This window comes from Cryobacterium sp. TMS1-13-1 (assembly GCF_004403125.1).
GTDB classification, from domain to species: Bacteria; Actinomycetota; Actinomycetes; order Actinomycetales; family Microbacteriaceae; genus Cryobacterium; species Cryobacterium levicorallinum.
The window spans coordinates 1-1,142 of record NZ_SOGX01000015.1 but is presented as its reverse complement, the minus strand read 5'-3'; the positions used below and the strand labels follow the sequence as shown (position 1 = coordinate 1,142).

General features: G+C 62.8%; 1 protein-coding gene and 1 pseudogene. Both read left to right on the top strand.

Annotated elements, in window-relative coordinates:
- Window positions 1–261: pseudogene (locus E3T31_RS14845) on the top strand (hypothetical protein); the annotation flags it as partial.
- Between the two features lie 59 nt (window positions 262–320).
- Window positions 321–1,142, top strand: an 822-nt coding sequence (locus E3T31_RS14840; protein WP_134469813.1) for a DDE-type integrase/transposase/recombinase, incomplete at its 3' end; no start/stop codon positions are given.

Here is a 1,142-nt window from a genome sequence, read left to right as displayed (position 1 = left end):
TTCGCTGGTGATCTCGACCGCGGGCTCATTCCGCGAGAGGCTAGTCAGATGACTATTCCATCGGAGAAACGCACGGCGCTGGCGAAATTGCGTGCTGCGGAGCGCGAAGCGCAGGCGGCTGAGGTCGCACGTTTGAGTGGTCGTGTGCGCGAGTTGGAGGAGGCCAATACCGCGTTGGGAAAAGCTATCGGGCTCTTGCACGCGATGAGCGAGGAAGAGCCCGCAGCCACCCCGACGACACCCGATCCATCCAGTTCCTGACGTTGGAGAACGACCTCGTTGCGGAGCTGACGCGCGCGACGGGGTCGCAACGTCAAGCGTTGACCATCACGGGCGTGGCCCGCTCCACGTGGCAGTACCGGCAGACGCCCCGCGCGCGGGTGCTCAAACCGATACCGCAGAAGGAACGCGCGTATCTATCGCGTATCGACTCGGCCGATCGGGCCGTGATCGAGACGAAAATCACGGCCGGCTGGAAAAAGGGAAACGCGGTTGATCACACGTTCGCGTCCACCTGGGATGAGGGCGTCATGCTCGCCGGGCGCCGGTCCTGGTGGCGGATCGCGGCCGATATCGAGGACCAGACCGCCCGCCCCCTCGTGCCCACCCGGCGGGGATCTAAAACACCCCGCGACAAGCCGGTACTGATCGCGACGGGACCCATGCACGTGTGGTCGTGGGACATTACCGACCTGCACTCTCCGTGGCGGGGGAAAGCTTTCAAGGCGTACTCGATCATCGACATCTGGTCACGCAAAATCGTCGGCTTCCGGGTCGAGGACCGCGAGAGCGACCATCTCGCGGTGGACATGTTCGAGACCGCTTTCCGCGAGCACGGCACTCCGAAGTTCGTCCACGCCGACTCCGGCCCGTCGATGCGCTCGGATGCGCTGGCCGTTCTCCTCAGCGGGCTCGACGTTGCCAAGACCCACAATCGGCCCTATGTTTCCAATGACAATCCGTACTCAGAATCTGAGTTCCGCACGATGAAATACCGCCCCAATTACCCCGGAATATTCGACAGCCTTGAGTCCGCTCGCGACCACTTGAACGACTACGTGCCTTGGTATAACACCAGCCACAAACACTCCGGCATCGCGTTGTTCTCGCCGCAGGAAGTCCACGATGGCTCGTGGCGACGG